Source organism: Micromonospora sp. C28SCA-DRY-2, assembly GCF_030519475.1.
In the GTDB taxonomy this organism is placed as follows: Bacteria; Actinomycetota; Actinomycetes; order Mycobacteriales; family Micromonosporaceae; genus Micromonospora.
In genome coordinates this window covers 96128-122852 of record NZ_JAUMKD010000011.1, presented here as the reverse complement: position 1 = coordinate 122852, position 26725 = coordinate 96128, and the positions used below count along the sequence as shown (strand labels likewise).

The 26725-nt window shown below is 74.8% G+C and carries 26 protein-coding genes and 1 pseudogene; 12 read left to right on the top strand and 15 right to left on the bottom strand.

Annotation, left to right across the window (positions count from 1 at the left end):
* Positions 1 to 7 precede the first annotated feature (7 nt).
* From Q3W71_RS30390 to Q3W71_RS30370, 5 genes are read right to left on the bottom strand one after another with little or no spacing between them, the layout of a single operon-like run.
* Complete coding sequence (locus Q3W71_RS30390; RefSeq protein ID WP_302922911.1) at positions 8 to 265, bottom strand: UBP-type zinc finger domain-containing protein; 258 nt, start codon at positions 263 to 265, stop codon at positions 8 to 10.
* On the bottom strand, positions 265 to 1836 hold the full coding sequence (locus tag Q3W71_RS30385) for a Na+/H+ antiporter (protein ID WP_302922910.1): 1572 nt from the start codon (positions 1834 to 1836) through the stop codon (positions 265 to 267). The genes Q3W71_RS30390 and Q3W71_RS30385 overlap by 1 nt, the downstream gene beginning before the upstream one ends.
* 37 nt (positions 1837 to 1873) lie before the next feature.
* Positions 1874 to 2839, bottom strand: a complete 966-nt coding sequence (locus Q3W71_RS30380; RefSeq protein WP_302922909.1) for a TIGR03885 family FMN-dependent LLM class oxidoreductase — start codon at positions 2837 to 2839, stop codon at positions 1874 to 1876.
* Positions 2840 to 2896: 57 nt separating this feature from the next.
* On the bottom strand, positions 2897 to 4309 hold the full coding sequence (locus Q3W71_RS30375) for an NADP-dependent succinic semialdehyde dehydrogenase (protein WP_302922908.1): 1413 nt from the start codon (positions 4307 to 4309) through the stop codon (positions 2897 to 2899).
* A gap of 12 nt (positions 4310 to 4321) precedes the next feature.
* Entirely contained in the window at positions 4322 to 4585 is a 264-nt protein-coding gene (locus Q3W71_RS30370; protein WP_302922907.1) for a DUF6343 family protein, read from the bottom strand.
* 217 nt (positions 4586 to 4802) lie between these two features.
* Between Q3W71_RS30370 and Q3W71_RS30365 the strand changes: the two genes are divergently transcribed.
* Entirely contained in the window at positions 4803 to 5411 is a 609-nt protein-coding gene (locus tag Q3W71_RS30365; protein WP_302922906.1) for an antibiotic biosynthesis monooxygenase, read from the top strand.
* A 136-nt stretch (positions 5412 to 5547) separates the two neighbouring features.
* Positions 5548 to 6387 (top strand): GDSL-type esterase/lipase family protein, encoded by an 840-nt coding sequence (locus Q3W71_RS30360; RefSeq protein WP_302922905.1) that lies wholly within the window; start codon positions 5548 to 5550, stop codon positions 6385 to 6387.
* Positions 6388 to 6498: 111 nt separating this feature from the next.
* On the opposite strand, the gene Q3W71_RS30355 is transcribed toward Q3W71_RS30360, so the two are convergent.
* The 3 genes from Q3W71_RS30355 to Q3W71_RS30345 form a co-directional block, all read right to left on the bottom strand.
* Positions 6499 to 7242 carry an EcsC family protein gene (locus Q3W71_RS30355; protein WP_302922904.1) on the bottom strand — a complete coding sequence of 248 codons (744 nt, stop codon included), beginning with the start codon at positions 7240 to 7242 and terminating at the stop codon, positions 6499 to 6501.
* 40 nt (positions 7243 to 7282) lie between these two features.
* Positions 7283 to 7426: a hypothetical protein gene (locus Q3W71_RS30350; RefSeq protein WP_302922903.1), complete on the bottom strand. Its 144-nt coding sequence runs from the start codon at positions 7424 to 7426 to the stop codon at positions 7283 to 7285.
* 104 nt (positions 7427 to 7530) lie between these two features.
* A complete protein-coding gene (locus tag Q3W71_RS30345; protein ID WP_302922902.1) occupies positions 7531 to 8373 on the bottom strand; it encodes a peptidase M23 in 843 nt (280 codons plus the stop codon).
* Positions 8374 to 8793: 420 nt separating this feature from the next.
* Between Q3W71_RS30345 and Q3W71_RS30340 the strand changes: the two genes are divergently transcribed.
* From Q3W71_RS30340 to Q3W71_RS30330, 3 genes are all read left to right on the top strand, one after another.
* Positions 8794 to 9714, top strand: coding sequence for a proteasome assembly chaperone family protein (locus Q3W71_RS30340; RefSeq protein ID WP_302922901.1), 921 nt, complete (start codon positions 8794 to 8796; stop codon positions 9712 to 9714).
* Between the two features lie 85 nt (positions 9715 to 9799).
* Positions 9800 to 10597, top strand: a complete 798-nt coding sequence (locus tag Q3W71_RS30335; RefSeq protein WP_302922900.1) for an exodeoxyribonuclease III — start codon at positions 9800 to 9802, stop codon at positions 10595 to 10597.
* Positions 10598 to 10679: 82 nt separating this feature from the next.
* Positions 10680 to 10991: an antibiotic biosynthesis monooxygenase gene (locus Q3W71_RS30330; protein WP_302922899.1), complete on the top strand. Its 312-nt coding sequence runs from the start codon at positions 10680 to 10682 to the stop codon at positions 10989 to 10991.
* Between the two features lie 64 nt (positions 10992 to 11055).
* On the opposite strand, the gene Q3W71_RS30325 is transcribed toward Q3W71_RS30330, so the two are convergent.
* Together Q3W71_RS30325 and Q3W71_RS30320 are read right to left on the bottom strand one after the other, a co-directional pair.
* A complete protein-coding gene (locus tag Q3W71_RS30325) occupies positions 11056 to 11721 on the bottom strand; it encodes a class F sortase (RefSeq protein ID WP_302922898.1) in 666 nt (221 codons plus the stop codon).
* A 10-nt stretch (positions 11722 to 11731) separates the two neighbouring features.
* Positions 11732 to 12265: a hypothetical protein gene (locus Q3W71_RS30320; RefSeq protein ID WP_302922947.1), complete on the bottom strand. Its 534-nt coding sequence runs from the start codon at positions 12263 to 12265 to the stop codon at positions 11732 to 11734.
* A gap of 216 nt (positions 12266 to 12481) precedes the next feature.
* On the opposite strand from Q3W71_RS30320, the gene trmB reads away from it, so the two are divergent.
* From trmB to Q3W71_RS30290, 6 genes are all read left to right on the top strand, one after another.
* Positions 12482 to 13111 carry a tRNA (guanosine(46)-N7)-methyltransferase TrmB gene (trmB, locus tag Q3W71_RS30315; RefSeq protein WP_302922946.1) on the top strand — a complete coding sequence of 210 codons (630 nt, stop codon included), beginning with the start codon at positions 12482 to 12484 and terminating at the stop codon, positions 13109 to 13111.
* A gap of 82 nt (positions 13112 to 13193) precedes the next feature.
* Positions 13194 to 15698 (top strand): RNA helicase, encoded by a 2505-nt coding sequence (locus tag Q3W71_RS30310; protein ID WP_302922897.1) that lies wholly within the window; start codon positions 13194 to 13196, stop codon positions 15696 to 15698.
* A 196-nt stretch (positions 15699 to 15894) separates the two neighbouring features.
* Positions 15895 to 18633 carry a LuxR C-terminal-related transcriptional regulator gene (locus Q3W71_RS30305; RefSeq protein WP_302922896.1) on the top strand — a complete coding sequence of 913 codons (2739 nt, stop codon included), beginning with the start codon at positions 15895 to 15897 and terminating at the stop codon, positions 18631 to 18633.
* Between the two features lie 222 nt (positions 18634 to 18855).
* The gene (locus tag Q3W71_RS30300; protein WP_302922895.1) at positions 18856 to 19347 is read left to right on the top strand and encodes an SRPBCC domain-containing protein; all 492 of its coding nucleotides are present in this window, start codon (positions 18856 to 18858) and stop codon (positions 19345 to 19347) included.
* Positions 19348 to 19540: 193 nt separating this feature from the next.
* The gene (locus tag Q3W71_RS30295) at positions 19541 to 20185 is read left to right on the top strand and encodes a hypothetical protein (RefSeq protein WP_302922894.1); all 645 of its coding nucleotides are present in this window, start codon (positions 19541 to 19543) and stop codon (positions 20183 to 20185) included.
* 147 nt (positions 20186 to 20332) lie between these two features.
* Positions 20333 to 21229 (top strand): endonuclease domain-containing protein, encoded by an 897-nt coding sequence (locus Q3W71_RS30290; protein WP_302922893.1) that lies wholly within the window; start codon positions 20333 to 20335, stop codon positions 21227 to 21229.
* A 100-nt stretch (positions 21230 to 21329) separates the two neighbouring features.
* Here the strand turns inward: Q3W71_RS30290 and Q3W71_RS30285 are convergent, their stop codons facing one another.
* The 4 genes and pseudogenes from Q3W71_RS30285 to Q3W71_RS30270 all read right to left on the bottom strand — a co-directional run bounded on the left by Q3W71_RS30285 (position 21330) and on the right by Q3W71_RS30270 (position 25559).
* Positions 21330 to 22274 (bottom strand): ABC transporter substrate-binding protein, encoded by a 945-nt coding sequence (locus tag Q3W71_RS30285; RefSeq protein WP_302922892.1) that lies wholly within the window; start codon positions 22272 to 22274, stop codon positions 21330 to 21332.
* 323 nt (positions 22275 to 22597) lie between these two features.
* Positions 22598 to 23362, bottom strand: a pseudogene (locus Q3W71_RS30280) (ABC transporter ATP-binding protein); the annotation flags it as partial.
* Positions 23363 to 23424: 62 nt separating this feature from the next.
* Complete coding sequence (locus tag Q3W71_RS30275) at positions 23425 to 24516, bottom strand: iron chelate uptake ABC transporter family permease subunit (RefSeq protein WP_302922891.1); 1092 nt, start codon at positions 24514 to 24516, stop codon at positions 23425 to 23427.
* Positions 24513 to 25559 carry an iron ABC transporter permease gene (locus Q3W71_RS30270; protein ID WP_302922890.1) on the bottom strand — a complete coding sequence of 349 codons (1047 nt, stop codon included), beginning with the start codon at positions 25557 to 25559 and terminating at the stop codon, positions 24513 to 24515. The genes Q3W71_RS30275 and Q3W71_RS30270 overlap by 4 nt, the downstream gene beginning before the upstream one ends.
* Positions 25560 to 25712: 153 nt before the next feature.
* On the opposite strand from Q3W71_RS30270, the gene Q3W71_RS30265 reads away from it, so the two are divergent.
* Positions 25713 to 26072 (top strand): YciI family protein, encoded by a 360-nt coding sequence (locus Q3W71_RS30265; protein ID WP_302922889.1) that lies wholly within the window; start codon positions 25713 to 25715, stop codon positions 26070 to 26072.
* Positions 26073 to 26094: 22 nt separating this feature from the next.
* Here Q3W71_RS30265 and Q3W71_RS30260 read toward each other — a convergent pair whose 3' ends face one another.
* Positions 26095 to 26535 carry a cytidine deaminase gene (locus Q3W71_RS30260; protein WP_302922888.1) on the bottom strand — a complete coding sequence of 147 codons (441 nt, stop codon included), beginning with the start codon at positions 26533 to 26535 and terminating at the stop codon, positions 26095 to 26097.
* Positions 26536 to 26725 lie beyond the last annotated feature (190 nt).

The window sequence follows — 26725 nt, the reverse complement described above, 5'->3', positions numbered from 1 at the left end:
GCGCCGCTCAGCCGATCTCCTCGTCCACGAAGCACCAGCGCCAGGACTCCCCGGGCTGGACCGAGCGCATCACCGGGTGCCCGCTCTGCTCGAAGTGCTTCGTCGCGTGCTGGTACGGCGAGGAGTCGCAGCAGCCGACGTGCCCGCAGGTCAGGCAGGCGCGCAGGTGCACCCAGTCGGGGTTGCCGATGGCCACGCAGTCCGGGCAGACCTCGGTGGTGGACGGCTCGGCGGTGCCCGCCTCGGTCAGGTGCGACCAGCTCATCAGTCGATCTCCCGGCGCAGCATGGACTCTTCCAGGTCAAGGTCTCGGTAGGCGCGCACCAGCACCTCCTCGGGAATCCGGCCGGCGTCCCGGGCGGTGCGGAACACCTCCCGCTCCGCGTCGATCATCTCCTGCCGCAGCCGACCGTACGCCTGCGACGGCGTCTCCCGCGCGGTGCCGCCCAACTGTTCCCAGGCCATGTTGGTCCGCTCGTCGAGCAGCCGGCGCAGCCGCTCGACGACCGCGGCGGGGGCGGTGTCGGCGAGCGCGTCGAGGCGTTCCCGGGCGGCCCGGCTGGCCTGCTGCTGCGCGCCGGCCGCGGAGAGCGCGTCCTGCACCGGGTCGTCCGGCGGCAGCCTCAGCCGGCGGGCCACCGCCGGCAGCGTGGCGCCCTGGCCGACCAGGGTCGCCACGATCACCGCGAACGCCAGCCAGACGAACAGCGCCCGCGGGTAGGGCTGGTCGTCGGCCACGGTGAGCGGCAGGGCGAGCGCGCCGGCCAGGGTGACCACGCCGCGCATCCCGGCCCAGCCGATCACCAGCGGGTAGCGCACCTCCTTCGCGGCGCCGCGCTGCCGCACCCGCGGCACCAGCCGGGTCAGGTAGGTGGCCGGGAAGAGCCAGGCGAACCGGGTCAGGAAGACGGTGGCCAGTACCGCCACGGTGATCACGGCCAGCGAGCCGAGCGGCTCGTCCAGGTCGCGCAGCACCTCCGGCAGTTGCAACCCGACCAGCAGGAAGACCAGCCCTTCCAGCAGGAACCGGACCAGCCGCCAGACCGCGGCGAGCTGGAGCCGGGACGCCGCCGACATCAGCCGGGGCAGCTGGTGGCCGAGCGCCAGCCCGGTCACCACCACGGCCATCACGCCGGAGGCGTGGATCGCCTCGGCGGCGAAGACCACCGCGAACGGGATGATCAGCGACAGCGCGTTGTCCAGCAGCGGGTCGCTGATCCGCCGGTGCAGGAAGCCGAAGAGCAGCGCGCCGAGCGCGCCGACCAGCACCCCGCCGCCGGCGGACCGGAGCACCTCCAGCCCCACCTCGCCCACCCCGACCGCCGACCCGACGGCGGCCAGGGAGGCCACCCGCAGCAGCACCAGCGCGGTGGCGTCGTTGAGCAGGCTCTCGCCCTCCAGGATGGTCAGCACCCGGCGGGGCAGGCCGATCCGCCGGGCCACCGCGGTGGCGGCCACCGCGTCCGGCGGGGCGACCACCGCGCCCAGCGCCAGGCAGACGGCGAACGGCGCGGCCGGCACCAGCAGGTGCACGACGAGGCCGACCGCGAACGCCGTGAAGATCACCAGTCCGACGGCGAGCAGCAGGATCGGTCGCAGCGCGAGCCGGAACGCCGGCACCGAGGTCTCCAGCGCCGCGACGTAGAGCAGTGGCGGCAGGATGCCGACCAGGACCAGTTCGGGGTCCAGCCGCACGTGCGGCACGCCGGGCACGTAGGAGAGCCCGAGGCCGACCACCACCAGCACGATCGGCGCGAGCAGGCCCAGCTTGCGGGCCAGCGCCGCGCCGATCGTCGCGATCGCGAGGAAGACGACGACCTCGAACAGTGCCTCCATGGGGTACGAGCCTAGGCGGCCCCATCCCACCGGAGGATCATCGGGCGGCGCGCACCTTCGGCAGCACCTCGGCGCCGAACGCGTCGAGGAAGGCGCGCTGCTCCTGCCCCACGTGGTGCAGCGCGATCTGGTCGAAACCGAGGGCCAGGTACTCCTCCAGCCAGCCGACGTGCCGGCCCAGATCGGCGGAGACGTTGACCACCTGGGCCACCTTCGCCATCGGCACGTCCGCGGAGACCGCGTCGAAGTGCTCGGCGGTCTCCAGGTCCCAGCAGACCGGCGGAGCGAAGACGTTGCTGCGCCACTGGTCGTACGCGATCCGCTCGGCCTCGGCCTGCTCCGGCGCCCAGCTCACGTGCACCTGCAGGTGCAGCGGGCCGCGGCCGCCGGCGTCCCGGTAGGCGTCGATCATCTCCCGCAGGTGCGGCAGCGGGGCGTTGACGGTGATCAGGCCGTCGGCCCACTCGGCGCACCAGCGGGCGGTGGCCACGCTGACCGCCGCGCCGACCAGCGCCGGCGGCTGCTCGGGCCGGGTCCACAGCCGCGCCCGGTCCACCCGGACCAGGCCGTCGTGGCTGACCTCCTCACCGGCCAGCAGCGCCCGGATCACCTCGACGCACTCGCGCAGCCGGGCGTTGCGGACGTCCTTGCGCGGCCAGCCGTCGCCGGTGATGTGCTCGTTGCTCGCCTCGCCGGTGCCCAGCGCGGCCCAGAACCGGCCCGGGTACATCGCCGCCAGGGTGCCGATCGCCTGGGCGATGATCGCCGGGTGGTAGCGCTGGCCGGGCGCGTTCACCACGCCGAACGGCAGGCTGGTGGCCTGCAACGCCGCGCCGAGCCAGGACCAGGCGAAGCCGGACTGGCCCTGCCGGGCGCTCCACGGCGAGAAGTGGTCCGAGCACATGCCGGCGTCGAAGCCGACCCGCTCCGCGTGCGTCACCGCGTCCAGCAGGGCGCGGGGATGGATCTGCTCATGGGACGCGTGGAAGCCGAACACCGTCATGGGGTCGTTCCGTACCCATGACGGCGCCCGGCTACGCAGCGAATCCCGCCGGCGCCCCTACTCGGCGTGCGCGCCGGCCCCGGCCGAGGCCGCTCCCTCGCCCACCCAGACCGTCTTGGTGTTGCAGAACTCGCGCATCCCCAGCGCGGACAGTTCCCGGCCGTAGCCGGAGTTCTTCACCCCGCCGAAGGGCAGTTCGGGGAAGGACGTGGTCATCCCGTTGACGAAGACGTTGCCGGCGTCCAGGTCGGTGGCGAACCGCTCCTGCTCGTCCGGGTCCCGGGTCCAGGCGTTCGAGCCGAGGCCGAAGCTGGTCCCGTTGGCCACCTCGATCGCCTCGTCGTACGACGACACCCGGTAGAGGCCGGCGACCGGCCCGAACACCTCCTCGCGCCACATCCGCATCTGCGGGGTCAGGTCGGTGACCACCGTCGGCGGGTAGTACCAGCCCGGGCCGGCCGGCGGCTCGCCGCCGCAGAGCACCGTCGCGCCCCGGTCGACCGCGTCGCGCACCTGGGCGTGGATCTCGTCCCGCCCGCCCTCGCTGGCCAGCGGCCCGACGTCGGTGTCGTCGTCCATCGGGTCACCCACCCGCAGCGCGGACATGTTGGCGGCGAACCGCTCGGCGAACGCGTCGAAGACGTCGGTGTGCACGATGAACCGTTTCGCGGCGATGCAGGACTGCCCGTTGTTCTGGCAGCGGGCGGTGGTGGCCACCTCGGCCGCCCGGTCCAGGTCGGCCGAGGGCATCACCACGAACGGGTCGCTGCCGCCGAGTTCCAGCACGGTCTTCTTCAGTTCCCGGCCGGCGATCTGGGCGATCGACCGGCCGGCGCGCTCGCTGCCGGTGAGCGTGGCGGCCCGTACCCGCGGGTCGCTGAGGATCCGGTCGACGGCCTCCGAGCCGACCAGCAGGGTGGTGAACGCGCCCTCGGGGAAACCGGCGCGGCGGAACAGGTCCTCCAGCAGCAGCGCGGTCTGCGGCACGTTCGAGGCGTGCTTGAGCAGGCCGGTGTTGCCGGCCATCAGCGCCGGGGCGGCGAACCGCATCACCTGCCAGAGCGGGAAGTTCCACGGCATCACCGCCAGCACCGGCCCGATCGGCTGGTAGCGGACGAACGCCCGGGTCGCCTTGACCGCCGGCGCGTCGGCCGGCTCGTCGGCGAGGAACGCGGCGGCGTTGGCGGCGTAGAACCGGCAGGCGGTGGCGCACTTGGTCACCTCGGCCCGCGCCGCCGCGTACGTCTTGCCCATCTCGGTGGTCATCAGCCGGGCGGTGGCGTCGCGCTCCGCCTCCAGCAGGTCGGCCGCCGCGGTGAGCCACCGGCCCCGCTGCTCGACAGTGGTGCCGTGCAGCTGCCGGAAGGCCAGGTCGGCACGCTCGATGGCGGCGTCGATCTCCTCCTCCGGCATCGCCTCGTACGTCTTGAGCACCTGTCCGGTGGCCGGGTTGGTGGTGGCGATGGGCATCTCGTACTCCTGTCACTCGAAGAGTGAGTGCCGCGCGCCCGGCTCCTCCCGGCGGCGCGCGGCGCGGCGGCGCTGGATGACGACCAGGTCGACGACGGCGACCACCGCGAAGACCACGCAGAGGACGCCCAGCCAGACCAGGTCGGCCCGGAACGCCAGCACGGCGAAGACGGCCATGGTCACCAGGCCGAAGCCGGCGAGCACGAGCCGGAGGTTCAACGCGCTGTAGGCGTGGCCGACCGTGCCACGGGCGCGTCGGGGCTGCGCTCTCGTCATTGCCTCGACCTACCCCCGCAGCGCCGCGGCTAACCGGCGTTCCGGGCAGGTCCGGTGGCGGCGGCGGGTCGACGCGGACCGCGCGGTGTCCCGGCCGCCGGAGCGGGTAACCAGGGCGCGCCCGCCGCCGGTCGACCCCGTGCGGGACCGGTGGGGTGCGTTACAGCGGTGCGCCGCGACCGGGGCCGCCCCGGCCGGGCCGGGGAGGATGGGGGGCATGACCACGACCCACGCGGCGCCGGTGACGGTGGCCATGACCCGGCGCGTCGATCCCGCCCGCAGCAGCGAGATGGTGGCGTGGATGCGGGCCGGCACCGCGCTGGCCGAGGCGTTTCCGGGTTTCCTCGGCGCCGGTTGGGTGCAGACCGCGCCCGGCTCGCCGGAGTGGCACATGCTCTACCGCTTCGCCGACGCCGAGACGCTGCGCCGGTGGGAGGAGTCCCCGCAGCGCCGGTGGTGGCTGACCTCGGCCCAGGGCATCGTCGAGCACACCCGGGCCGAGCGGCGCACCGGGATCGAGGGCTGGTTCGACCCGCCCCGGGAGCGCAGCGTCGAGGAGCTGGCGGCCGCGGTCCAGCCGCCCGTGCCGCCGTCGCCGCCGCGCTGGAAGCAGGCGGTGACCATCTGGCTGGCGTTCTTCCCGCTCAGCCTCACCGCCACGCTGCTCACCGGCCGGCTCATCGCCGACGTGCCGGTGGCCGCGCGGGTGCTGCTGATGACGCTCTGCCTGACCCCGCTGATGACCTACCTGGTGCTGCCCCGGATCACCCGGGCGCTGCACTGGTGGCTGCACGGCCAGCCGATGCCCTGGCGCACCCGCCGCTGACCGGCCGGGGCCGTTACCACGTACGGCTCGGGGGCGGCAGCCGTCTGCCGTATAGCCGACACGAGCCGACCCTTCCCCGCCGACGCGCGCATAGGGTTACCGAGCTGTCGCTCTCCGCTGCCGGACTGGGGAAGCCATGCCTCGACGCTGGGTCGCCGCCGTCGCCTGCCTGCTGGCACTGGTCGCGCTCGCCTGCGAGGGTGGCCGGGCCGCACCCCGGCCGACCGGCGCCCCACCGGGCGCCGGCGGGATCGCCGCGCTCGGCGACTCGATCAGCACCGGCTTCGGCTCCTGCCTGGTGCTCACCTCCTGCGCGCGCAATTCCTGGTCGACCGGGGACGGGCTGCGCGTCGACAGCCACTACCGGCGGCTGCTCGACCGCGACCCGGCCATCCGGGACCGGGCCTTCAACCACGCCCGGCCGGGCGCCCGGGCGGCGGCGCTGGCCGGGCAGGCCGAGGCGGCGGTACGCGACCGCCCGGACCGGGTCACCGTGCTGATCGGGGCGAACGACGTCTGCCGGGGCGGGGTCGAGGCGATGACCCCGGTGGCGGAGTTCCGGGCGCAGGTCGACCGGGGGCTGCGGGTGCTGCGCACCGGCCGGCCGAAGGCGCGGGTGCTGGTGGTGAGCCTCCCGCACCTGTACCGGCTCTGGCAGGTCGGGCACACCGACCCGCGGGCGGTCCGGGCCTGGAACCGGGGGATCTGCCCGGCGCTGCTGGCCGCCCCCACCTCGCCGGCTCCGGCCGACCGGGCCCGCCGGGCGGCCGTCCGGGACCGGATCACCGCCTACAACGCCCAACTCGCCGCGGCATGCCGGGCGTACGGATCGCGCTGCCGCTACGACGGCGGGGCGGTGCACCGGGTGCGGTTCGGCCTGGACCTGGTCAACCCGCTGGACTGGTTCCACCCGAACGCGGCCGGGCAGGGCCGGCTCGCCGAGGTCACCTGGCGCGCCTGGGGCCGCACCGACTGACCGCCGTGGCGCGCGCGCCACGGCACGTGTGCAGCCGCCGCCGGCACGCGCTCGTCGGCGGCCCGGAATGACCGACCGGTGGCCGGCGGCGGTTCCCGCCGGCCACCCGGGTCAGGGCTGACGGGGTTCCGGGACGGCGGTGCCGTGCTGGCGGTACAGGGCCCGGGACCGTTCGGCGAGGTCCTTGGTGGCCGACGAGTTGGCCCAGGTGCCGAGGATGATCGCGGCGCCGGGCACCACCTTGGCGAAGACCCGCTTCGCCGCCCGCACCCCGGCCATCTGGGCCAGCCGCACGCCCAGCCGCAGCATCACCTTGCCGAGCGCCTGCTGCCCGCCGGAGCCGAACAGGGCACCGGCGCGCTCCCGGCCGGCGGCCACCCCCAGCGCGAGCCGGGCGCTCTCGGCGACCTTGTGCACCCGTTGCAGGACCAGCAGGTCGGTGGCCCGGTCGGGGTGCACCGGGTCGACCCCGTACGCGGCGGCGATGTGCAGCACCATCCGGGCCTGGGTCCAGGCCAGCACCCCGACGTCGATCACCGCGCCGGGCAGGCCGGCCGCCCCGCTCACCGCGCCGGAGAGGCGGGCCCGGTTGACGAACCGGCGGGCCGCCTGGTCGGCCAGCGCCTCGGCGGGCACGCCGGGCTGCTCGTACCGGACCCGGGCGGCCCACTGCGCCGCCTCGGGGCCGAGCCGGCGGACGGCCTCCAGGGCGAGGTGCTCCGGGGCGTACTGCGGGTCCTCCCGCATCCGGTCCCAGAGTTTCGCCGGCGGCCCCTCCGGGGCGTCCTGCGGTGGCGCGGGCACCATCGCGGGCGGGGTGACGGGCTGGCCGTCGGCGGGCGCGGGATCGGTCACGTCATCTCCTGAGGGGGTCGGTGCGGGCGGAGACGGCGGGTCAGCGGCGCTTCTGCAGCCTGGCCGCGAGGCCCCGCAGCTTCTGCTGGGTGGCCGGCTTGGCCAGCTCCCGGCGCCCCCGGTCGACCAGTTGCTGCCCCTTCGGCGAGCGCAGGAACGCGCTGATCCGTTGCATCAGAGCCATGACGTCCTCCTGTCGGTGGTGCCTCACTCATGTGTACCCCGCGCCGACAAGGTGCGAACCCCGGAACCGCGGATCCGCCTCCGTCCACTGTGGTCTCCGGGAGACTACTTCCCGGCCGGGACGATGGCCTCGACGACCTTGCTGGCCCGCCACTCGTGCTTGGCGTAGTGCTCCGGGTAGGCGGAGATCTGCACCGCCTGGGCGGCGTCGGTCAGCCGCATCCGCTGCCAGCCCGGCACCTGCTCGAGCGCGGAGAGGAACTGCCGGGTGGCGAACTCGGGCTCCATCAGGCGCCCCACCGGGCCCCAGCCGCTGCTCGGGCGCTGCTGGAACAGCCCGACCGAGTCGTGGTCCCAGCCGATGGCCTGGTGCGGGTAGTTCTGCGACTCGGGCAGCACGCCGCTGGCGTAGTTGTAGAGGTTGCTCTCCTGCATGGCGGTGGCCACCGCGATGACCAGCGCGCGGCGGGGCACGCCCATCTCCCGGCCGGTCCGCACGATCGCCTCGGCGTTCTCCATCTGGGCCTCGGTGAGCCCGGCGACCGGGGCCGGGTCGACCGGCTTCGGCTTGCGGGTGGGCCGGGCGTCGGTGTCCGGGTCGGCGGCCGGCGTGGCCGGGGTGGCCGAGGTGGCCGTCCGCTCCGCGTCCCGGCTGGGCCGGTCCTGCTCGGCCCGCTGGACGGCACCGGCGCTGGCGGTGAGCGCGTCGGCCCGGGTCGCCGCGTCGGCGCTCTCCCCCTGGGTCTGGGCGACCGCCGCCAGGCCGAGGCAGCAGAGCACGCCGGTGGCGAGCGCCACCCGGGCCCGGGCCGGCCCGTACAGCAGGTTCCGGGCGTACCCGGCGGAGGCACGGAGGGCTGTCCACCGATCAGTGGAGGGGGTATCGTCCGAACGGTCAGTCGGGTCACCAGGGGTGATCTGGGTGTCGAGGGTGCGGTCGTCACGCATCAGCCGAGGCTAGGCAGGCCAAAACCCCGATCACCCACGGTGATCACGTGGTCCTCGTTACAGTATCGGCGCCCGCGCCCGGACGGCCGGGGCGAGCCGGGCGGGACCGGGCACGGACCTCGCGGAACCGGCAGACCTCCGGATCGCCGCAAGCTCCGGAGCGCGGGCGGAAACCTCGCGATCCTCCGGCGACCACCCCATGATCGACCAGATCCACCGTACGGCCGATGGGCGGTTCGGCCGAACAGCCAACACTGGCCGGCCGCCGGCCGAGATCAGGCGATACCCACCCATCCCCACCCACCCGCCGGCCGCCCGACCGAGGCGGGAAGGAATGCATCAGGATGGCGGGTACGTTCCCCGAACCGGGTGCCGTCCCCGAGCGGCGACCCGTACGCGCCTTCAGGGAGGTCCGCACCGGTGCTCGACCCACACGAGCTGTACGAACTCACCGACGAGCTGCCCGACCTCGGTCAGCCGGTCCTGATCCAGGCGCTGACCGGTTTCGTCGACGCCGGCAACGCCACCCGGTTGGCCCGCGAGCAACTGCTCAGCTCGCTGGAGTCCCGGCCGATCGCCCGGTTCGACGTCGACCAGGTCTTCGACTACCGCTCCCGCCGGCCGGTGATGACCTTCGTCGAGGACCACTGGGAGGCGTACGACGCGCCGAAGCTGGAGCTGCACCTGCTCCGCGACGACGACGAGACCCCCTTCCTGCTGCTCACCGGCCCCGAGCCGGACCTGCAGTGGGAGCGGTTCGTGGCGGCCGTCGCCGGGCTCTCCGCGCGGCTGGACGTCCGGCTCACCGTGGGGCTGAACTCGATCCCGATGGCGGTGCCGCACACCCGGCCCACCGGGGTGACCGCGCACGCCACCCGGCGCGACCTGATCGCCGGTTACGAGCCGTGGTTGCAGCGGGTGCAGGTGCCGGGCAGCGTCGGCCACCTGCTGGAGTACCGCCTCGGCGAGCAGGGCCGCGACGCGCTCGGCTTCGCCGCGCACGTGCCGCACTACGTGGCGCAGAGCGAGTACCCGGCCGCCGCCGAGGTGCTGCTCGCCTCGGTCTCCCGCAGCACCGGGCTGCTGCTGCCGCGCGACGGGCTGCGCGCGTCCGCCGAGGTGGTCCGGGTCGAGATCGACCGGCAGGTCGCCCAGACCGAGGACGCCGCCGCGCTGGTCCAGGCGCTGGAGGAGCAGTACGACGCGTTCGCCCGCGGCCGGGGCGAGAAGAACCTGCTGGCTCCCGAGACCGGCCCGCTGCCCACCGCCGACGAACTCGGCGCCGAGCTGGAACGCTTCCTGGCCGAGCAGACCCGCCCGGGCGACAACCCGCCGAGCTGACCGGCGACGACCCGCCGAGCCGACCGGCGCGACACCCCGGGCGGCTGACCCGGCGGCGGGGCGGCGGATACGGCAGGCTGGTGCCATGCGCCTGGCGACCTGGAACGTGAACTCGGTGAAGGCCCGCCTGCCCCGGCTGCTGGACTGGTTGGCCGGCACCGGCCCGGACGTGGTCTGCCTGCAGGAGACCAAGTGCCCGGACGGGGCCTTCCCGGTGGCCGAGGTGGGCGAGCTGGGCTACACCGTGGCCAGCCACAGCGACGGCCGGTGGAACGGGGTGGCGATCCTGTCCCGGGTCGGGCTGTCCGACGTCACCGTCGGGTTCGCCGGCGAGCCCGGGTTTCCCGACCCGGAGGCCCGGGCCATCTCGGCCACCTGCGACGGGCTGCGGGTCTGGTCGGTGTACGTGCCGAACGGGCGGTCGCCGGAGGACCCGCACTACGCGTACAAGCTGGCCTGGTTCGCCGCGCTGCGGGACGCGCTGGAGACGGAGCTGACCGGCCCGCTGCCGGTGGCCGTCTGCGGCGACTTCAACGTCGCCCCCACCGACGCCGACGTCTGGGACCCGGCGGTGTTCCGGCACTCCACCCACGTGACCCCGGCCGAGCGGGCCGCCCTCGCGGCGCTGCGCGACCTCGGCCTGGTCGACGTGGTGCCGACCCCGATGAAGGGCCCGCACCCCTTCACCTACTGGGACTACCGGGCCGGGATGTTCCACCAGAACAAGGGCATGCGGATCGACCTGGTGTACGCCTCGGCGCCGTTCGCCCGGGCGGTCCGCTCGGCGTACGTGGACCGGGAGGCCCGCAAGGGCAAGGGCCCCTCCGACCACGCCCCGATCGTGGTCGACGCCGACCTGGTGCCGGCGGTCGAGTCGTTCTGAGCCGGCCGGCCCGCGCCCTGAGCCGGCCGGCCCGCGCCCTGAGCCGGCCGGCCCGCACCCGGGGGCTGGTTAGGGTGAGGGCATGGCAGTCGTGAAGATCAACGCGATCGAGGTGCCGCCCGGTGCGGGCGAGGAGCTGGAGAAGCGGTTCGCCGCCCGGGCCGGCGCGGTGGAGAACTCCCCGGGCTTCCTCGGCTTCGAGCTGCTCCGCCCGGTCGGCGGGGAGAGCCGCTACTTCGTCTACACCAAGTGGGAGTCCGAGGAGGCGTACCAGGCGTGGGCCGCCGGCCCCTCCCGCGCCGCCCACGCCGCCGCCCCCGGCGAGCCGAAGCGCCCCCCGGTCGCCTCCGGCGCCACCCTCCTGGAGTTCGAGGTCGTCCAGCAGGTCCCCTGACCCACCGCGGTGATCATGGAGTTGGCGGCGGTGTCGATCTCCTCGGCTGCCGCCAACCTCATGATCAACCCTGGTCGTCCCGGCGGTTGGCGAGGGAGGCGAAGGCGATGACGTTGTCGGTGTAGCCGGTGCGACCGCCGACGAACTGGCCGCCGCAGGTGATCAGGCGCAGGCCCGGCGGGCCGTCGTCGCGGTAGACCCGGTCGGCGGGCAGGCGGTCCTTCGGGAACCGCTCGACCGAGTCGACCCGGAACACCACCACCGAGCCGTCGGCGCGGGTCACCTCGATGGTGTCGCCCGCGCGCAGCTCCCCGAGGTCGTGGAAGACCGACGGGCCGTCCTTGGTGTCCACGTGCCCGACGATGACCGCCCAGCCCGGTTCACCGGGGGTCGGCCCGCGGTCGTACCAGCCGGTCTCGTGGTGCCGGCTCAGCGGCGGTACGGCGATCGACCCGTCCCGGGCCTGGCCGACCGGCTCCACCGGCGCGGCGACCTTGATCGCCGGCACCGAGAGGCGCACCGGCCGGCTGGCCTTCAGCGCGCCCGACTCGCCGCGGGCCGGCCGGTCCCCGCCGGCGGCGACCCAGTCGAGCGGTCCCACCGAGCGGCCCAGCCCCGCCCCGGTGGCGAAGACGCCGACCAGCACCAGCACCACGGCCAGCGGGATCGTCCACGGGCTCCGGCCACCGGCCCGGCGACGGTCCGGCTGCGCGCTGCGGGTGGTGGTCATGGCGGCGGCCTCAGCGTCGGGCGCGGACGGTACGGGGCCGGCGCAGCGCCAGCACCCAGACGACCAGGCCGACCACGGTGAGCGCCAGCCCGCCGGGGATCAGCAGCCCGCCGGTCATCCCGCCGGCACCGCCGCCGAACCCGGTCGCCGGGCCGCGGCTGGGCTTCACCGCCTTGACCACCTGGAGCATGGTCGAGGCGGTCTCGCCGTCCGGGCACTCCAGCTTGACCCGGTAGTTGCCCGGCCGGGTGCGCTCGCGGACCATCGGCGCCGCGGTCAGCAGCCCGCGCTGCGGCTGCACCTGCACCCGGCCGAAGGCGTCCGAGACGACGATCGCCGGGATCGAGTTGTCCTTGCAACTGGCCTTGATGCCGACTAGGAAACCCGGCTCGACGGTGCTCGGGCTCACCTCGACGAAGACCGTCGGGCCGGGGATCGGCTGGGGGGCGGCCAGCGGTGCGGCCTGGGCCGGGGCAGCGAGCAACGGGCCGGCGAGCAGGGCCGCGGCCGAGAGCGCCAGACCACCGCGGGTCACTGACACGATGCCCCCTCCCGGCGCGCTGGAGCAGTGCCGGACAGCCGAGGCGCCCGGGCCTGCCGTACGGGATGGATCCTCTCATCCCCGGTCGTACATCACATCCGATCCGGCGCGGCCGTCGCGTACGCTCGGGTCGCTGTGACCACCACCGACTCCGAACCCGCCACCGTCGCGCCGCCCGCGCCCCGGTCGATCCGCACCTTCCACCCGCGCCGCGGCCGGATGACCGACCGCCAGCGCGAGGCGCTGGAGCAGCTCTGGCCGGCGTACGGCCTGCCGGTCCCGGACGACGGCCGGACCGCCGTCGACCCGGCCGAGCTGTTCGGGCGCCGGGCCCCGCTGGTGCTCGAGATCGGGTCCGGCATGGGTGACGCCACCGCCGCGATGGCCGCTGCCGACCCGGATCGAGACTATCTGGCGGTCGAGGTGCACACGCCCGGAATCGCCAACCTGCTGGACCTGGTCCGGCGGCTCGGGCTGGGCAACGTGCGGGTCGCCCGGGGCGACGCACTCGACCTGGTCCGGGCCCTGCCCGCCGGTTCGCTGGACGCGGTGCACGTCTTCTTCCCCGACCCGTGGCCGAAGGCCCGGCACCACAAGCGGCGGCTCATCCAGCCGGCGCACGTCGCCCTGCTGCGCTCCCGGCTGGCGCCCGGCGGCACGCTGCACTGCGCCACCGACTGGGCCGAGTACGCCGCGGCGATGCGGGAGACGCTGGACGCCGACCCCGGGCTGGTGAACGCCCACGACGGCTACGCGCCGCGCCCGGCGCACCGGCCGGTGACCAAGTTCGAGCGGCGTGCCCTGACCGCCGGGCGGGAGATCTTCGACCTGGTGCACCGCCGCCGCTGACCCCGGTGCCGGCGGCTCCGTCCGGCCAGCCGGTGGGCCCGGTTGGCGCGCGGGGTCATGATCCAGGCACCATGGACGCGCTATGACGCTCACCGCCGCGCTGCCGAGAAGCGCCGACCCCGACACCCTCTACGACGCGTTCGCCGGCTGGGCGAAGGAGCGCGGCCTCGACCTCTACCCCCACCAGGAGGAGGCGGTCATCGAGATCGTCTCCGGCGCCAACGTGATCATGAACACCCCGACCGGCTCCGGAAAGAGCCTGGTCGCCATCGCGGCGCACTTCGCGGCCCTGGCCGACGACCGGACCACCTTCTACACCGCGCCGATCAAGGCCCTGGTGTCGGAGAAGTTCTTCGCGCTCTGCGAGGTGTTCGGCGCCGAGAACGTCGGCATGCTCACCGGCGACGCCAGCGTCAACGCCGACGCCCCGATCATCTGCTGCACCGCGGAGATCCTGGCCAACCTCGCGCTGCGCGAGGGCGACCGGGCCGACGTCGGCCAGGTGATCATGGATGAGTTCCACTTCTACGCCGAGCCGGACCGGGGCTGGGCCTGGCAGGTGCCGCTGATCGAGCTGCCGCAGGCCCAGTTCGTCCTGATGTCGGCCACCCTCGGCGACACCACCCGGTTCGTCGAGGACCTCACCCGGCGCACCGGGCGGCCGACCGCCGTCGTGCGCTCGGCCGAGCGGCCGGTCCCGCTGCTCTTCTCGTACGCGATGACGCCGCTGCACGAGACCCTCGAAGAACTGCTGGAGACCAAGCAGGCCCCGGTCTACGTGGTGCACTTCACCCAGGCCGCCGCACTGGAACGCGCGCAGGCGCTGATGAGCGTGAACGTCTGCACCCGCGCCGAGAAGGACATGATCGCGAGCGCGATCGGCAACTTCCGGTTCACCTCCGGCTTCGGCAAGACGCTGTCCCGGCTGGTCCGGCACGGCATCGGCGTGCACCACGCGGGCATGCTGCCCAAGTACCGCCGGCTCGTGGAGACCCTCGCCCAGGCCGGCCTGCTCAAGGTCATCTGCGGCACCGACACCCTCGGCGTGGGCATCAACGTGCCGATCCGCACAGTGCTCTTCACCGGCCTGAGCAAGTACGACGGGACGCGGACCCGGCTGCTCAAGGCCCGCGAGTTCCACCAGATCGCCGGCCGGGCCGGCCGGGCCGGCTTCGACACCGTCGGCCGGGTGGTGGTGCAGGCCCCCGAGCACGTCATCGAGAACTCCAAGGCCCTGGCCAAGGCGGGCGACGACCCGAAGAAGCGGCGCAAGGTGGTCAAGAAGAAGCCGCCGGAGGGGTCGATCGGCTGGGGCGAGCCGACCTTCCAGCGCCTGGTGGAGGCCGAGCCGGAGCCGCTCACCTCCAGCTTCCAGGTCAGCCACTCGATGCTGCTGAACGTCATCGGCCGGCCCGGCGACGCGTTCGCCGCGATGCGGCACCTGCTCACCGACAACCACGAGGACCGCGCCGCCCAGCGCAGGCACATCCGGCGCGCCATCGCCATCTACCGGGCGCTGCGCGCCGGCGGGGTGGTCGAGGAGCTGCCCGAGCCGGACGAGACCGGGCGGCGGGTCCGGCTCACCGTCGACCTCCAGCTCGACTTCGCGCTCAACCAGCCGCTGTCGCCGCTCGCGCTGGCCGCGATCGAGCTGCTGGACCGGGAGTCCCCGTCGTACGCCCTCGACGTGCTCTCGGTGATCGAGTCGATCCTCGACGACCCGCGCCAGGTGCTCTCCGCGCAGCAGTTCAAGGCCCGCGGCGAGGCGGTCGCCGCGATGAAGGCCGAGGGCATCGAGTACGAGGCCCGCCTCGAACTGCTCGACGAGGTGACCTGGCCCAAGCCGCTGGCGGAGCTGCTGGAGTCGGCGTACGAGATGTACCGGCAGGGGCATCCGTGGGTGGCCGACCACCAGCTCTCGCCCAAGTCCGTGGTGCGGGACATGTACGAGCGGGCGATGACCTTCACCGAGTACGTGCAGTTCTACGGGCTGTCCCGCTCGGAGGGGCTGGTGCTGCGCTACCTCGCGGACGCGTACAAGACGCTGCGGCAGACAGTGCCCGAGGACGCCAAGACCGAGGAGCTGGTCGACCTCATCGAGTGGCTCGGCGAGCTGGTCCGGCAGGTCGACTCCAGCCTGATCGACGAGTGGGAGCGGCTGCGCAACCCGTCCGACGTGGCCGAGGTCGCCTCCACCCTGGACGAGCGGCCGCCGGCGGTCACCCGCAACGCCCGCGCGTTCCGGGTGCTGGTGCGCAACGCGCTGTTCCGCCGGGTGGAGCTGGCCGCCCTGCGCCGCTGGGATCTCCTCGGCGAGCTGGACGGCGCGGACGGCTGGGACGCGGACGCCTGGGCGGACGCGCTGGAGCCGTACTTCGACACCCACGACGCGATCGGGACCGGGCCGGACGCCCGCGGGCCGGCGCTGCTCATGATCGAGCAGGGCCGGGAGCGCTGGACGGTCCGGCAGATCCTCGACGACCCCGAGGGCGACCACGACTGGGGGATCAGCGCCGAGGTCGACCTCGCGGCCTCGGACGAGGTGGGCGCGGCGGTCGTCCGGATCACCGCGGTCGGCCAGCTCTAGGCGCGCCGCCGGCCGCCGTGCGCATGCCGCCGGCCGGCGCTGGGCACGCCGCCGGCCGGCTCCGGGCGCCAGGCACGCGGTCGGGGTCTGCGGGCCGGCGGCGGTGCGGACGGCCACTCGGCCCGACGCCGTACCCTGCCAACGTGGGAGACCGAGCAGCGCGCCACGCCGGCCCGCGGTGGCACCGCACGGGCCGATGAGCGGACCGCGGGAGACGCAGGTTTCCGCCCGGGAGGCGGAGGTGCTCGCCCTGCTGGGTGAGCACCGCACCAACGCGGAGATCGCGGCACGGCTGTTCATCTCCGTCCGTACCGTGGAAAGCCACGTCTCGTCGCTGTTGCGCAAGCACGGCGTGCCCGACCGGCGGGCGCTGTCCGCGCTCGCCGCCCCGGCCGGCGGGGGGCCGCCGGCCGCCCCGCCCCGCGTCACCGGACTGCCGCCGACCGCCAGCAGCTTCGTCGGCCGAGGGCAGGAACGCGAGCAGGTGGCGGCGGTGCTCACCGAGGCCCGGCTGGTGACCCTCGTCGGGCCCGGCGGGGTGGGCAAGACCAGACTCGCCACCGCGCTGGCGGCCGAGCTCGCGCCCCGGTTCCGCGACGGTGGCGCCTTCGTCGACCTGGTGCCGGTCCGCAGTGGATACGTCGTTCCCGCGGTGGCCGCCGCGCTCGGGGTCACCCCGGCCCCGAGTCAGCCGCTGCTCGGCGCGGTGACGGCGGAACTCGGTACCCGGCGACTGTTGCTCGTGATCGACAACTGCGAGCATCTGCTGGACGCGGCGGCGGCGTTCGTGGCGGAGGTCCTGTCCGCGTGTCCCGGGGTGACCGTGCTGGCCACCAGCCGGGAGCAGTTGGGGGCCGCCGAGGAGCGGGTGGTCCGGATCGGACCGCTCTCCGACTCCGCGGGGCGGACCCTCTTCGACGACCGGGCCCGGGCCGCCGGTGCGGACGTGCCGGGCGACCCGGCGCTCGTCGGCGAGCTGTGCGGCCGGCTCGACAACATGCCGCTGGCCATCGAACTCGCCGCCGCGCGCAGCGCGTCACTGGGCCCGGCCGGTCTGCTCACCGCGCTCGCCGACCCGCTCCGGGCACTGGCGGGCGCGCGCCGGGCCGACGCCCGGCACCGGTCCCTGCGGGCGGTCCTGGGCTGGAGCTACGACCTGCTGCGACCCGCCGAGCAGGCGCTGTTCCGGCGCCTCTCGGTGTTCGCCGGCGGCTTCGACCTGGCCGCGGCGGCGGCGGTGTGCGGCGCGGGCGACCCGGCGGGCAGCGCCGACCTGCTCGGCCGGCTGGTCGACAAGAGCCTGGTGACCCGGGAGCGGGATCCCGGCCGCTGGCGGCTGCTCGGCACCGTCCGCGCCTTCGCCCGGGAGCAACTCGACGCCGACCCGGCGCGCGGGGACGTCTCCGACCGTTACCTGGAGTGGGCCGCCTCGGTGGCGGCAGACCTCGCCGGGCGGCTGGACGGCCACTGGCGCGACGACTACGACCTGGTCGCCGACGACCTGCGCGCCGCGCTGCTCGGTCGCGCGCCCGGCCGCGACCCGGCGGCGCACCGGCTGGCCCGGGCCCTCGGCCGCCTGACGTACGCCCGTCGCTTCCTGGCCGAGTCGCTCGACTACTACCGGCAGGCGGCCGTGCTGGCCGGTGATCCGGCGGAGGCGGCCCGGGACCTGCGCAGCGCGGCGGACTGCGCGTTGATCGGCACCGAACCCGGGGCACGGGTGCTGAACCTGCTGCTGGCGGCCGCCGACCAGGCCGGCGTGGCGGGCGACGGCAACGCCGAGGCGCTCGCCCTGGCCCGGGTGGTCGAGCTGGTCCACCGCTTCGACGGCCGGATCGCCACCGGCATCTCCCGGGAACGGCTCACCGGACTGCTGGAGCGGGCCCGCGCCGCCGGGGACGCCGCCGACCCGGTGGTCGCGGCGACGCTCGCCATCGCCGCGGCGTGGCACGCCGGCGCTCGGCCGTACGACCCGGACCCGGCCCTGGCCGAGGACGCCGAACGGATCGCCCGCCGCAGTGGCGACCCGGTGCTGGTGAGCGCGGGCCTGGACGTGCTGGGCACGGCCGCGACCCAGCGCGGTCGGGCGGAGCAGGCCCGCCGGATCGGCGAGCAGCGGCTGGCGCTGCTGGACTCGCTGGACCGCACCGACCCGCGGACGGCGCCGGAGATCGGTGACATCCTCCTCGTCGCGGCCACCGTCGCGCTGCGGGCCGGGGACCTGCCCGGCGCGCTGCGGGTGGCTCGCCGGATGGACCGGGACGACCTGCTGGGCGACCGTTCCTACCGGTCGATCGGCACGATGGTGCCGGCCCTGGTCCTCAACGGCGAGCTGGACGAGGCGCTGGCGCGGGCGGAGACGCTGTGGGACGGCTGGCGACGCAACGGGCGTCCGCCGAGTGGCGACGTGGCCAGCGCGATGGCGTTCGCCCTGCTCGCCTGCGGACTGCGGGGTGACCGGGCGGGCCTGCCGTACTGGCGGCAGCGGCTGCGCCGGTGCACCTCCGGCGTGGACGTCTCCTCGCTGGCGTCGGCGGTGTTCGCGGCGGGGCGGGTCGCCCTGCACCTGGCGGACTTCACCGAGGCGGCCGGCCTGGTCGAGCAGAGCTTCGGCGAGTTCCCCAACTTCCGCTACGACACGTACGCCCGCGCCGTCGGTGCGGAACTCGGGGTCGCCGCCGGCCTGCCGGACGCCGCCGGACGGCTCGCGGCCGCCGAGCGGTCGACCGCCGGCAACGCCTGGGCCGCCGCCTGCCTGGCCCGGGCGCGGGGCCGGTTGACCGGTGACCCCGACGCGATCGCCGCCACGCTCCCCCGGTGGGAGCGCCTCGGTGCCCGCGCCGAGTACGCCTGCACGCTGGCGCTGCTGCCCGGCCGCGAAGCCGAGGCGCGGACGGAGTTGACAGCTCTGGGCATCGCGCCGCCGCACCGCTGACCCAGGTTCACGCTCTCCGACCGACCCGGTCGAGGCACCGACCGACCCGGTGGTCCGGTCGCCGGCGGCGGTCGGGTCGCCAGCCGGTGGCACGGTCCGTGGCCCGATCCGTGGCTGGATCCGTGGTCGGCACGGATGTCCGTCCAGCCGGTGCGGCGGAGGCTGACGGGGACGCCGGCGCCAGTCGGGTGTCGGCCAACCGATCCGCGAGGAGCAGCAAGGATGAGCACCCTGCAACAGACCGAGGTACAGACCTACCGCGTCTACCTGAAGGCGACCCCGGAGCAGATCTGGACGGCGCTGACCCAGTCCGACTGGACCCAGCGCTACGGCTACGGCGGGCGCGTCGACATCGACACCCGCCCGGGCGGGGCGTTCCGCCAGTACGCCAGCGAGGCGATGGTCGGCCCGGGCGTCAGCATGGTCGTGGTCGAGGGCGAGGTGATCGAGGCCGACCCGAACACCCGGCTGGCGCTGACCTGGCGGATGATCGGCGATCCCGGCATGGCCGTCGAGACGCCCAGCCGGCTGACGTACGAGATCGGCCAGGACGAGCGCGGGCTGACCACCCTCACGGTCACCCACGACGTGACCGACGCCCCGCAGACGGCCGCCCTGGTCGGCGGCGCCCTGCCCGGCACCGGCGGCGGCTGGTCCTTCGTCCTCAGCGACCTGAAGTCGCTGCTGGAGACCGGCACCGGCGTGGCGGGCTGACGGTGTGGCGGCCGGGAGCCGGGGCGTTCCCCACCGGCTCCCGGCCGCCCCTGCGCCCACCGTCGTGCCGATCGCCACCGGCTGCGTGGACCGGCCGGACCGGGCCGGATGGCGGCCAACTTTCCCTGGGCGATGTCAGACCCGTCTATTAGAATGTATGTACTAATCGACGCCCTGACCTGGGAGGACGACCGTGACCGCGCCCGCCTCCACGCCGCTCACCCCCTACGCCACGCTGCTCGGCTTCACCCGCTACGTCGACCGCACCGGCCCCACCAAGGCCACCTTCGTCGGCGGGCTGCGCAAGCAGCGAGCCAGCCGTTCCGGCTTCAACCCGCACGGCCAGTTCGTCAAGGCGCTCAAGGCCGACATCGCCTTCCACACCGGCGGCACCCACCTCGACCAGGTGGTCGACGTGGTCAAGCCCCGCTGGCGCCCGCTCTACCAGGCGCTGGTGCCGGGCGCGACCGCCTGGCTGCGCTCGTTGGGCGAGCCCACCGCCGTCGACCTGGCCCAGACCCGCGACGCACTCGCCATGCTCGGCGACCTGCCCGTCAAGATCAACCCCCACTTCGGCGTACGCCACGCCGACGGCCGGGCCGAGGCCGTCCGGCTGCACTTCGACGAGACCCCGCCGAGCGAGGAGGCCGTGCTCGCCACCCTGCACCTGATGGCCCGGCACATGGACCACATCCTCCCGCACGCCGAGCCGGTCCTGGTCGACGTACGGCGCGGCCAGGCCCACCGGATGCCCGAGGGCGCCAAGTTCGACCAGATCGAGCACTGGCTGGCCGGTGAAGCGGCCGCCTTCCGCGCCATCTGGTCCACCGCCGCCTGACCCCCCTCAACACGGAACACGCACGTACACGGAAAGAGTGGCTATTTCTCGTCGGATAGCCACTCTTTCCGTGTACGTGCGTGTGGTCGGGGCGTGGTTGTCCACAGGGGGTGGTGTGGGGGTAGTGGGGTGGGGGAGGGTGCGGGGGTGAGTTGCGAACCGCGCCGGCCGGCGGAACTCGTCGGGCGGGTCTTCTACTCCCGTGAAGCGATTCAGCGTGGCCTGTTGACGAAGAACGATCTCCGCACACGCGCGTGGCGGCGGCTCTTCCACAACGTCTACGCCGATGCGCGGCTGGAGATCTCGCACCGTACCCGCTGCCGCGCCGCCGCGTCGTGGCTCTTCCCGCCCGGGTGTGCGATAGCAGGCAGGTCCGCGGTAGCGCTCCACGGCGGGGCCACCTGCGGGCCGGACGACGATGTCGAGGTGGTCGTCGAGCCGTCAGCACGGTTCGGTCCACTGGCTGGTCTCCTGATCCACGTCGCCCCGTGGCGGGAGGGCGAGGTCGGCCGGATCGACGACATGCCGGTCACCACCGTCGAACGCACGTGTTGGGATGTGGCGTGCTGGCTCGACATCGTCGACGCCGTCGCCCTCATCGACTCGCTCGGCCGTGTCGGCGCAGTCGGACGCGCCGAGCTGGAGCGGTATCTCGGGACGCGGCGCGGTGAGCGCGGCTCGCGCAGGTTCGCCGAGGCGATCAGCCTGACCGACCCTGGCGCGGAGTCGCTGCCTGAGTCGCGCCTGCGGGTGCGGCTCATCAAGGCGGGACTCCCGCGCCCCGTGACGCAGCACGTCATCACCCGGGCTGGAAGGTTCGTCGCCCGCGTCGATCTCGCCTGGCCCGAACTCAAGGTCGCCATCGAGTACGACGGCCTCTGGCACCACGATCCCGCACAGTTCCACCGTGACCGGCAGCGCCTCAACCGAATCCTCGGCGACGACTGGATCGTGCTGCACGTCACGAGCAAGCGGATGCGCGAGGACTTCGACGGCTTCCTCGCGGAAGTCCGCGCCGCCCTAACCCGCCGCGCCCGCCCCTAACCCACCCACCCATCCACACCTGCCAAACAGAGAAAGAGTGGCTATTCCGCGCGGAATAGCCACTCTTTCTGTGAACGTGCGCGCCGTGAGCGCAGGGGGGTCAGGCAGTGAGGTACTTCTGGAGGTCGTCGAGGATCTTGTTGGCGGCGCCGACACCGATGCCGGTCATCCAGATCTCGTCGGAGACCACGTGCGCCTTGCCCGCCTTGACCGCCGGCAGAGCCTTCCAGAGCGTCCCGCCGGTGACCTTCGCCTGCTCGGCCGCGGCCTTCTCGCCGTACGCGGTCACGAAGATGACGTCGCCGTCCACCTCGCCGATCCGCTCCGGGCTGACCCGGTCCATCCGCCGGTCCTCCTTGCCGGTCAGCTGCTGCCGCTCGGGGCGGCCCAGGCCGGTGTCGCCGATCACGATGCCGGAGAACGAGTCCGGCCCGTAGACCCGGATCTCGGTCGGCATGAAGCGGACGATGGAGATCTTGCGGTTGGCGGCGTCGCCGAGCTTGGTGCCGAACTCCTTGGCCCGCGTCTCGTACGTGGTCAGCAGGTCCTTGGCCTGCTGCTCCTTGCCGAGCGCCTTGCCGTCGAGGAGGAAGTTCTCCTTCCAGGTGACGCCCACCTTCTCGGTGAACACGGTCGGCGCGATGGCCTTCAGCTCGTCGTAGAACTTCTCCTGGCGGAACTTGCTGCCCAGGATCAGGTCCGGCTTGAGGGCGTTGATGGCCTCCAGGTCGGGCTCGGTGAGCACCCCGACCTCCTTGATGCCGGCGAGCTTCTCCTCGCCGAAGTAGGTCGGCCAGCTCTTCGCCTCACCGGCGGTGGCGGCCCCGACCGGCGTGATGCCGAGGGAGAGCGCGGTGTCGATCTTGTCGGTGTCGAGCACGACGACGCGCTTCGGCTCGGCCGGCACCTTGGTGGTGCCCATGGCGTGGGTGATCTCCCGGGTCTCCCCGGTGGTGGTGCCGGCGACCGGGTCGCTCTCACCGCAGGCGGTGAGCCCGACGCCGAGGACGGCGGCCGCGGCGAGGGCGGCGACGAGACGACGCATCAGATTCCTTCCGAGGGGTACGAGCCGGCGAGAGCGTTCCCGCCGACGGCTGGGGTGGCGCCGGACGGCGCGGCACCGGAGGGGGCGCCGCCGGACCGGGCGGCGCCCGGGGCGGCGTCGGGCGACGCGGCAGCCGAGGAGGTGGCACCGGCCGAACCGGCGCCCGGGGCGGCGTCGGACGACGCGGCACCCGAGGAGGTGGCACCGGCGGAACCGGCGCCCGGGGCGCGGGCCCGGCCGGCACCGGCAGGCCCGGCAGCCGGGGCGGCGGCGCCGGCCGGGGTGGACTGTGCCGGCGGGGTGGCCAGGGTGGGGCTGGTGAGCGCGGGCACCACCAGCGGCGCCCCGGTCACCGGGCAGGGCACGACCACGCAGTCCAGGCCGAAGACGTCCCGGACCAGGTCGGCGGTGAGGATCTCCCGGGGCGGCCCGGCGGCCACCACGGCACCGGCCCGCATCGCGATCAGGTGGTCGGCGTACCGGGCGGCCTGGTTGAGGTCGTGCAGCACGGCCACCACGGTGCGGCCGCGCTCGACGCGCAGCCGGTGCAGCAGGTCCAGCACCTCGACCTGGTGGGCGAGGTCGAGGAAGGTGGTCGGCTCGTCGAGCAGCAGCGCCTCGGTGTCCTGGGCGAGGGTCATGGCGATCCAGACCCGCTGCCGCTGGCCGCCGGAGAGGGTGTCCACCGGCCGGTCGGCCAGCCCGGCGACGTCGGCGAGCGCCATCGCCCGGTCGACCGCGGCGCTGTCCTGCTCCGACCACTGCCGCCACCAGCGCTGGTACGGCTGCCGGCCCCGGCCGACCAGGTCGGCGACGGTGACGCCCTCGGGCACCAGCGGGCTCTGCGGCAGCACGGCGAGCCGGCGGGCGACCTCCCGGGTCGGCAGCTCCCGGATGGCGGTGCCGTCCAGCAGCACGGTGCCGCGGCGGGGCGTGAGCAGCCGGGCCAGGGTGCGCAGCAGGGTGGACTTGCCGCAGGCGTTCGGGCCGACGATGACCGTGAACGCGTCGGCGGGCAGTTCCAGGTCCAGCCCGTCCAGCACGGTGCGCTCGTCGTAGCCGGCGACCAGGTCGCGGGTGGAGAGCATCGCGCCTCCTTCGAGGGGTCGGCTGTCGGGGGCCGGACCGCGACGGCCCGGGTCGGCGGACGTCACGACGACCGCCGGCGGCCGCGGAGCAGCAGGAACATCAGGTAGGGGCCGCCGATCGCGGCGGTGAGCACGCCGGCGGGCAACTGGGTGGGGGCGAACAGCCGCCGGCCGGCCAGGTCGGCCAGCACCAGCAGCAGCGCGCCGAGCAGCGCGGCGCAGAGCAGCGGCGGGCGCTCCGCGCGGACCAGCCGCCGGGCCAGTTGCGGGGCGACCAGGGCGACGAAGTCGACCGCGCCGACCTGGGCGGTGACCGCCGCGGCGGCGAGCACCCCGGTCACGGCGAGCCCGATCCGGCGGGCCACCGGACGCAGCCCGATCCCCCGGGCCGTGTCGTCGTCCAGGGCCGAGCTGTTCAGCGCCCAACCGGCCCAGAGCAGCACCGGCAGCAGCGCCAGCAGGGTGAGCGCGATCCAGACCGTCTCGGTCCAACCCTTGCCGGCGAGCGTGCCGATCAGCCAGATCTGCGCCCGCAGCCCGTCGATCGGGTCGGCGGTGAGCATGACCACCTCGGTGAGCGCCCGCAGCGCGAAGGCGACCGCCACCCCGGCGAGCACGAACCGCTGCGCTGCCAGCCCGTGCCGGGCCCCGAGGACGAGCAGCAGCAGCGCGGCGGCCAGCCCGCCGGCCAGCGCGGCGGGCGCCACCACCACGGCCGCCGCCCCGGTGGTCAGCGCCACCGTGGCGGCCAGGCCGGCGCCCTGGGTGATGCCGATGACGTCCGGGCTGGCCAGCGGGTTGCGGGCCACGCTCTGGATCAGGGTGCCGGCCACCCCGAACGCCGCGCCGGCCACCGCGGCCAGCACCAGCCGGGGCAGCCGCAGGTCGAAGACCACCAGGTCGTACGGGGTGCCGGCGCCGGAGAGGGCGCGCAGCACGTCGGCCGGGGCGACGTACGGGGTGCCGAGGGAGAGGCTGAGCACCCCGGCGACCAGCAGCAGCACGACCAGCGCGGCGGCGACCAGCACCGAGCGGCGGCGCACCTGGAGGCTGACCGGGCCGACCCGCAGCAGCGAGCGGCCGGGCAGGCCGGCGATCCCGGGGCCGGCGGTCGTCGGCTCGGCGGCCGGGGCCGGCGCTACCGGGGCGCTCACGCGGTCACCACCTTGGCGCGGCGGACCAGGAAGGCGAGCAGCGGGGCACCGATCAGCGCGGTGACGATGCCGGCCGGCACCTCCCCGGGCGGGGCGACGAGCCGGCCGACCACGTCGGCGCCGAGCAGCAGGGCCGGCCCGAGCAGCGCGGAGACGACGAGGGTCCAGCGGTGGTCGGCGCCGACCAGAGCCCGGGCCAGGTGGGGCACGGCGAGCCCGACGAACGCGATCGGCCCGGCGGCGGCGACCGCGGCGCCGGTGAGCAGGACGGCGGCCGCGCCACCGCCGACGCGGACCAGCCCGATCCGGTGCCCCAGGCCCCGGGCGACGTCGTCGCCGAGGGCGAGCGCGTCCAGGCCGCGGGCGACCAGGGCGGCCAGCGCGAGCCCGGCGAGCACGAACGGCAGCACCTGGGCGGCCACCGTGAGGTCCCGGCCGGTCAGCCCGCCGACCACCCAGAACCGGTACTCCTCGAAGGTGCGCGCGTCGATGCTGAGCAGCGCGTACACCACGGAGGCGAGACTGGCGTCGAGGGCCGCGCCGACCAGCGCGAGGGTGACCGGGCTGGCGCCCTCCCGGGCCCGGCTGGCGACGGCGAAGACGAGCAGCCCGGCCAGCAGCGCGCCGCCGATGCCGAACCAGACGTAGCCGGCGAGGGTGCCGACGCCGAAGACGGAGATGGCCAGCACCACGCCGGTCGACGCGCCGGCGCTGATGCCGAGGATCCGGGGTTCGGCGAGGGGGTTGCGGGTCAGTGCCTGGAACAGCACCCCGGCGACGGCCAACGCGAGCCCGACGGCCAGCCCGAGGGCGGTCCGCGGCATGCGCAGCTCCCGGACGATGGTGCTGGCCTCGCCGCCGTCCGGGGCGACCAGCGCGTGCCAGACCTGGTCGACCGCGAGCGGCCGGCTGCCCAGCGCGAAGCTGGCCAGCACGGCGAGGAGTAGGGCGAGCGCGGCGGCGAGGGTGACCGCCACCCGGCGGCCGCCACGGCCGCCGATCCGGCCGCCGGCGGGCGCCGGTCGGGTGGCGAGGGTGGTCACGGATCTCCTGCACGTTCACGCTTAGGTACGCCTTACCTTAGCTGACCGACTTAGCCCGACCTAACTCGCGGACGTCGATCCGCGGCCCCTCCGAGCTGGGCGGACCGCGCCGGTTCGGGGCGCGGCGGGCCCGCACCGCCCTAGGGTGTGGGCATGCGATTCGACCAGCACACGGTCGTGCTCCTGGTCCGCCCGCCGGACGCCCCGGACCTGCCACTCGACGCGCTCGACCGGTTGCAGGACGCGCACCTGGCCCACCAGGCGGGGCTGGTGGAACAGGGCCTCGTCCTCGCCGCCGGCCCGTTCGTGGACGCCGACGACGAGCGGCTGCGCGGTTTCGTCGTCCTGTCGGTCAGCCCGGACGAGGCCCGCGAGCTGTACCAGAACGACCCGGCGGTGCGGGCCGGGCGGCTGGCCGTGCGGGTGATGAGCTGGATGGTGCCGGAGGGCAACCTGCGGTTCGAGAGCGTGCCGATGCCGCGCTCGATGCTGGAGGCCGCGGCCGGCGACTGACCGGCGCGCCCGCCGGGGGCGGTCAGTCGCCGGAGCGCGGCGCGGGCACCGGGCCGGCCGCCGCGTCGAGCTGGTGGTCGGCCCAGACGTAGGTGTCGGGCAGCAGGTCACCGATCGGCACCACGCGCGGCGCGTCCGGCGGCCCGACGATCACCCGCAGGTCCGGGAAGTAGTCCCGCAGCACCTGCCGGCAGCGCCCGCACGGCGGGATCACCCCGCGCCCCCGGTCGCCCACCGCGACGATGGTCTCCAGTTCGGTCACGCCCTGGGTGGCGGCGGCGCCGATCGCCACCACCTCGGCGCACGGCCCGCCGGTGAAGTGGTAGACGTTCACGCCGCTGAAGACCCGGCCGTCGGCGCTGCGGACGGCGGCGGCCACGGTGTGGTTCTCGCTGCGGCAGCGCAACTTGGCCACCGCCGTGGCGGCCTGCACCAGCGCCCGGTCGGTCTCGCGCATCGTCATCCCGCTCCCCCACGCCTCGATCGGCGGTCAACTCTAGACCGGGCGGCGGGCCGCGCCACGGGCCGGCGCCCCCTGGCGCCACCCGCCGACGTCCCCGCCGCCGACCCGGCGACCGGGGCGCCCCCGGGGGCGCCGCGGCGCCCGACCGGCACCCCGCGCGGCGGCCGGTGCGGGGCCGGATAACCCGGGG